Origin of the sequence: Mesorhizobium sp. (assembly GCF_005063415.1) — a bacterium.
Classification (GTDB): Bacteria; Pseudomonadota; Alphaproteobacteria; order Rhizobiales; family Rhizobiaceae; genus Mesorhizobium.
This window is the reverse complement of sequence record NZ_SUEG01000224.1, coordinates 1-5,834: the sequence shown is the minus strand read 5'-3', so window position 1 is coordinate 5,834 and position 5,834 is coordinate 1. Positions and strand designations below refer to the sequence as shown.

7 protein-coding genes and 1 pseudogene are annotated in these 5,834 nt (G+C 62.7%); 4 read left to right on the top strand and 4 right to left on the bottom strand.

Annotated elements, in window-relative coordinates:
- Nucleotides 1-92 precede the first annotated feature (92 nt).
- From E5W70_RS30385 to sppA, 4 genes are all read right to left on the bottom strand, one after another.
- The gene (locus tag E5W70_RS30385; RefSeq protein WP_292664967.1) at nucleotides 93-1,061 is read right to left on the bottom strand and encodes an ornithine cyclodeaminase family protein; all 969 of its coding nucleotides are present in this window, start codon (nucleotides 1,059-1,061) and stop codon (nucleotides 93-95) included.
- Nucleotides 1,062-1,113: 52 nt separating this feature from the next.
- Nucleotides 1,114-1,446, bottom strand: coding sequence for a DUF1049 domain-containing protein (locus E5W70_RS30380; protein WP_292664966.1), 333 nt, complete (start codon nucleotides 1,444-1,446; stop codon nucleotides 1,114-1,116).
- Between the two features lie 47 nt (nucleotides 1,447-1,493).
- On the bottom strand, nucleotides 1,494-1,778 hold the full coding sequence (locus E5W70_RS30375) for an integration host factor subunit beta (RefSeq protein ID WP_023675261.1): 285 nt from the start codon (nucleotides 1,776-1,778) through the stop codon (nucleotides 1,494-1,496).
- A gap of 81 nt (nucleotides 1,779-1,859) precedes the next feature.
- Nucleotides 1,860-2,816 (bottom strand): signal peptide peptidase SppA, encoded by a 957-nt coding sequence (gene sppA, locus E5W70_RS30370; RefSeq protein ID WP_292664965.1) that lies wholly within the window; start codon nucleotides 2,814-2,816, stop codon nucleotides 1,860-1,862.
- 307 nt (nucleotides 2,817-3,123) lie between these two features.
- On the opposite strand from sppA, the gene lptC reads away from it, so the two are divergent.
- The 4 genes and pseudogenes from lptC to E5W70_RS30350 all read left to right on the top strand — a co-directional run.
- Nucleotides 3,124-3,837 carry an LPS export ABC transporter periplasmic protein LptC gene (lptC, locus tag E5W70_RS30365; RefSeq protein ID WP_292664964.1) on the top strand — a complete coding sequence of 238 codons (714 nt, stop codon included), beginning with the start codon at nucleotides 3,124-3,126 and terminating at the stop codon, nucleotides 3,835-3,837.
- Entirely contained in the window at nucleotides 3,824-4,432 is a 609-nt protein-coding gene (locus tag E5W70_RS30360; protein WP_292664963.1) for an LptA/OstA family protein, read from the top strand. Before lptC ends, E5W70_RS30360 begins: the two co-directional genes overlap by 14 nt.
- The gene (gene lptB, locus E5W70_RS30355) at nucleotides 4,432-5,250 is read left to right on the top strand and encodes an LPS export ABC transporter ATP-binding protein (RefSeq protein WP_292664962.1); all 819 of its coding nucleotides are present in this window, start codon (nucleotides 4,432-4,434) and stop codon (nucleotides 5,248-5,250) included. Before E5W70_RS30360 ends, lptB begins: the two co-directional genes overlap by 1 nt.
- Before the next feature lie 197 nt (nucleotides 5,251-5,447).
- Nucleotides 5,448-5,834 (top strand): annotated as a pseudogene (locus E5W70_RS30350) (RNA polymerase sigma-54 factor); the annotation flags it as partial.

The window sequence follows — 5,834 nt, the reverse complement described above, 5'->3', positions numbered from 1 at the left end:
ATAGGGCAGTAAGGCAGTAAGGGAGTACGTGACAGGAAATATAGCTGGCGCGGCGCCGCACGATCAGTACGGTTTCCTACTCCCCTACTCCCCTACTCCCCTACGCTTGCCCGATACACGGCAATGCCGGCGGCGAGGTCCTCGAGGGCTGCGCCGACCGACTTGAACAGCGTGATCTCGTCGTCGTTCTGCCGGCCTTTTTTCTGACCGCGTGCCAGTTCGTAGAGGTCGGCGACGATGGCTTCCGGCTTCAACACGCCGGAGGCCAGCGGCTGGACGATATCGCCTGCTTCCTTGGTGGCGCCGGCGCGGGTGTCGACATAGACGCCGGCGCGTGCAATCGCGTCGTCGTCGCTTTCGCGCATCGCCGGCGTGAAGCCGCCGACCAGATCGACATGGGTTCCGGGCTTCAAGAGTGCGCCCTTGATCAGTGGCGTGGTGGTGATGGTCGCCGACGTTACGATGTCGGCCTGGCCGAGTTCGGCGTCGAGATCGCCTGCTGCTTCGGCAGCAAAACCCTCGGCACGCAATTTTGCCGCGACCTTTTCGGCATTGGCCGGCGTGCGGTTCCAGATGCGGATGTTCTTGATCGGACGCACCGCCGAATGCGCCTTTGCAAGGAATGGCGACAGCGCGCCGGCGCCCACTACCAGCAGTCGCGATGCGTCCTCGCGGGCGAGATAGGAGGCGGCCAGCGCCGAGGCACAGGCCGTGCGCCACTGTGTCAGCCTCTGGCCATCGATCAAGGCCTGAGGCTCGCCGGTGGCGCCGTCGAGCAAGAGGTAAAGCCCCATCACCGCGGGCTTGCCGACGGCATTGTTGTCGGGCGACACGGTGACGATCTTGACGCCGATATGGCCGTCGGCCGAGGTGCCGGCTGCCTTGAAGTCGGTCCAGGCCGGCATCAAAAGCAGCGTCGAGGCGGCGCTATCAGGCCGCTCGACCGTGTGATGGTGCCTGACCGGCTGCACGGCGCCGTCGCGAAAAGCGGCGCGCAACGTCTCGACCAGCCCGGAAAAGGTCAGCGCGCGGTCGACCTCGGCGGCGGAAATGGTCAGCATGAAAGGCTCCGTGGAGAAATAGGCCAGCTGCGCTTCAGGCCCGAGCCGTGGCTCAGTTCGTCGGCTTCGGCAAGGCCTGGCCCTGCGACGCGGTGGGCGCGCGGCTGACCGCCTGGCGCAGGTTCTCGGCCTCGGCGCCGCGCTGGCGCGCCAGCTTGCGGTAGCGGCCCTGCTTGATCCAGGTCGCCAGGCTGCCGACGATCATGCCGATGGCCAGCGCCAGGAACAGGAAAATGAAGAGCGGCACGGTCAGTGTCAGCGCCGGATTGCCGGGATTGAACGGATCGAGCGTGAAGGCGACCGGTTCGCGGTTGGCGACGGCCAACGCAATCAGGATGACGGCCAGCGGCACGAAAACCACGATGAGGAGAAAGCGATTGAACATGTTTTTCCGTTCGGAAGAAAAGGCAGGAGCGGTGGCGGGTGCCGCGCCTATTTGCCTCCGTTCAGCCTTTCACGCAATTCCTTGCCGGTCTTGAAGAACGGTACCCATTTCTCCTCGACCTCTACGGATTCGCCGGTGCGCGGGTTGCGGCCGGTGCGGGCAGGGCGGTTTTTCACCGAAAACGCGCCGAAGCCGCGCAACTCGACCCGGTTGCCCTCGGCAAGCGCGTCGGTGATTTCATCGAAGATGGCGCTGACAATGTTTTCGACGTCGCGCAGGAAAAGATGCGGATTGCGCGTGGCGATGATCTGCACAAGTTCGGATTTGATCATGAAAAGGCTCCCCGTGAAAGCAGTGCCGCCGAAATTATCAGAATGATTTTATTTGCTTTTTCACTCGTCCCAAGCGGTTCCTCAAGGGTGCCAGACGGAAACGAGACCGTCAAGAAACAAGCGGTCCACTCCGATTTCGTGAAGGACGTCGCCGCCATGGCCGGGCAGGCCAAGCGCAGCGCCGACGGTCTGCGCCATCGCCTTGGAGAACAGAAAACCACCACGTTTTTCCGTGTCCTTCCATTCCACCACCTTGAGCTTGGCATCGACACCCTTGCCTGCAAGCCAGTCGATCGCTTCGGCCTCGCCGCCGACCGCGTCGATCAATTTGTTGGTGACCGCCTGCCGGCCGGTGAAGATCGACCCGTCTGCGAGCGCCAGCGCCTCCGGCTTGGTCATGTTGCGGCGCTCGGCGACGATGCCGACGAACCAGTCGTAGCTGTCGAGGATGAGCTTGCGGACCATGGCGCGCTCATCGTCATTGGTCGGCTTGAAGGGAGAAGGCGAGGCCTTCAAGGGCGAGGATTTCACCTCCTCCAGCTTGACGCCGAGCTTGTCCATGAGGCCGCTGACGTCCGGGTACTGGATCAGCACGCCGATCGACCCGACGATCGAGGATTTGCGTGCGACAATATGGTCGGCCGCAGTGGCGATCATGTAGCCCGCCGAAGCCGCGAGCGTGCCGACCTCGGCCACCACCGGCTTGTCGGCGGCGAGCTTGCGCACTGCCTCGTAGATCGACTCGCCACCGACGGTGGTGCCCCCGGGTGAATCGATCGACAGGATCACAGCCTTGACGCGCGGCGACTGACGGATGGCCTCCAGCCGCTTGATCAGTTCTTCGTCTTCGGTGATGGTGCCTTCGATCTTGACCTTGGCGATGTGGTCGACAGCCGCGCCGGTGAAGTCGTCACCATAGATCCACGCCGAAAAGGCGATCAGCCCGGCTGCGGCGACAATAATCGCCGCAACACGCCAGAATGTCAGCTTGCGGCGCAAGCGGCGGCGGTCGATCAGGTCGTCGGCTCTCAATGCCATGGTCAGCCTCGTAGTCGGTGGGAGCAGATGCTTTTAAAGCAACCATTCGCGCCCGGCTACCGTTTCCTGACGGCCTTGCGCCAAAGGCGTCTTAGGTATTCGCGGCAAGCCTCAACCTGTCACGTTCCACAGGCTCTAACACTGTGCGCCCATATCTGGTATGAGGTACAGGCTGCGCTGGGGCCATTTTCATTGTACAGGGGCGGCTGTCACATTTTTGCGGTTTTCCTCGGCTTGTGCTTGCTTGAGGGCGCCGGCACCCCACCTATAGGGCGGCCTGGCGGGCAGGGGTTTAGAAGAAGCAGTCATGTTAGCGGGACCAATCGAACCGACCAACACCGAGACGGAGTTGGCTCCCAAGGCCGCAGGCCGGGCGCGGGTCAACGCGTTTGACATTGCGCAGCGTCATTCGCGCCGGGTCCGGATCCTCAAGCTGGCCGTGCCGCTGGTCGCTGCTGTGATCGCAGTCGCGTTTCCGGTCTATTCCTATCTCATGGCTCCCGCTGCAATCGAGGTGCAGGCCGACGGCGGCGCCTTTGCCGATGGCAAGCTGGTGATGGCCAACCCCAAGCTCAACGGCTTCACCAAGCAGAACCTGCCCTATTCGATGACAGCCCTGCGCGCCATACAGGATGTCAGCAAACAGGGCATCATCGATCTGGAAGGCATCAAGGCCAAGCTGCCGATTGCGGCCGACAACACGGCCGCCATCGATGCCACGCACGGCACCTACGATCGCGACGGCAACACGCTCAGCCTGACCAGCGACGTGACCGTGTCGACCACGGATGGTGTGGTGGCAAAATTCAAATCAGTCTATCTCGACATGGGCGAAGGCACTATGAAGACAAGCGAGCCCGTCGATGTCAGCCGCGGCGGGTCGCGGATCAGGGCGGATTCGATGTCGGTCCAGGACAATGGCAAGGTCCTGGTTTTCGAGAACAAGGTGCGCGTCGACATCGATCCCGCCAGTTTGAAGGCGGCAGAGGCAAAGAGCGGAGAGACCAATGCGGTTCAGTAGTTCGGCACGGCGCCTCGCCGCGATTTCGGCGTTGACGCTTGGGTTGCCCTTGGGGCTGACCTTCGGGACGGCGCCGTCGCTGGCGCAATCCAGTGCCACCAGCCAAATGTCCGGCCTCAGGCTGTCGGGCGACAAGCCTATCCAGATCGAAAGCGACAAGCTCGAGGTGCGCCAGGCGGAAAGCGTCGCCGTCTTCACCGGCAACGTCAACGTCGTCCAGGGTCCAACCGTGCTCAAGGCCGGCAAAATGACGGTCTATTACGTCAGGGATGCAGGCGCCGCCAAAGGCGCCCAGCCCGCAGGTGCCGCGGCAATGACCGGATCCGCCAACATCGACCATCTCGAGGTCGACGATAAGGTCTACATCAAATCGGACAATCAGGTTGCCACTGGCGACCGCGGCACCTTCGACATGAAGACCGAAGTGCTGGTGCTTTCGGGCAGCAAGGTCGTGCTCTCGCAAGGCGACAACGTGCTTGTCGGCTGCAAGCTTACCGTGCAGATGAAGAGCGGCCTTGCCCAGGTCGACGCTTGCGGCGGCCGCGTCATGATGTCGATCACGCCGCCGGCGAAGTCCGGAGCAGCGAAACCCTGATGACCGGCATATCGTCGCTGCTGGCGCGTCTTCCAGGGCGCGCCGCCAGCAAACTTGCGGCACCGGCCAGGGTCACCGTCGAAGCGGCAAAGTTCAAGGGAACCTTGATCGCCAAAGGGCTGACCAAAAGCTACAAGGGCCGCAAAGTCGTCAGCGGCGTGACGCTGGGCGTGCGCGCCGGCGAGGCGGTTGGGCTGCTCGGCCCCAACGGCGCCGGCAAGACGACCTGTTTCTACATGGTGACCGGCCTGGTGCCGGTCGATGAAGGCACGATCGAAATCGACGGTTTCGACGTCACGTCGATGCCGATGTATCGCCGCGCTCGTCTCGGCATCGGCTATCTGCCGCAGGAAGCGTCGATTTTTCGCGGCCTGAATGTCGAGCAAAACATCCGGGCCGTGCTCGAAGTGGTCGAAAAGAGCCGCAAGGAGCGTGAGCGCCTGCTCGACGAATTGCTCGAGGAATTCCATATCAGCCATCTGCGCAAGGCTCCGTCGCTGTCGCTCTCCGGCGGTGAGCGGCGACGCCTCGAAATTGCCCGTGCGTTGGCAACCCGCCCCGCCTACATGCTGCTCGACGAACCTTTCGCCGGCATCGATCCGATCGCCGTCGCCGACATCCAGCAGCTCGTGCGCCACTTGACGGCACGTGGCATCGGCGTGCTGATCACCGACCATAATGTGCGCGAGACGCTTGGCCTGATCGACCGCGCCTACATCATCCATGCCGGCCAGGTGCTGACCCATGGCCGAGCCGACGAAGTGGTGGCAAATGCCGATGTGCGGCGGCTTTATCTCGGCGAGGGATTTACGCTCTAAGTGCGAAATTCCGGTTCGAGCGGGATTTCCGGCGTAGTCCAGCAGCTTTTTCTTCAATTTTCTGCCTGAAAACGCGCCGGCAGGCGAGTTTTACCGCTCCTCGCCTTGACAAGCAAAAGCCGGGCCAGTTTCTATGCTGGCCTGGAAAATTCCTTCCAGCAGTGCGGGTGCGTAGACGGAGCGTTTGAAACCGAACCATGGCGTTGGCGGCAAAACTACAGCTACGACAGTCGCAGTCGCTGGTGATGACGCCGCAGCTGATGCAGTCGATCCGCCTGCTGCAGTTCACCCACCTCGAGCTGGAACGCTTCATCGACGACGAGATCGAACGCAATCCCCTGCTGGAACGCGCCGAACCGCAGGAGGACGCCGCCAGCGACCAGGCGCAGAAGGGCGACGCGGCACCGGAACCGGCTGCCGACGGCGACTGGTTCGAAGCGGAGACGGCGTGGAGCGCCGAGGCGATCTCGGAAAAGCTCGATACGTCGCTGGAAAACTTGTTTCCCGACGATCCTGGTACGAGCGAGCGGCTCGGGCCAGACCTGACCGCGCAATGGAAATCTGCGTCCGGCAACGGTTCCACC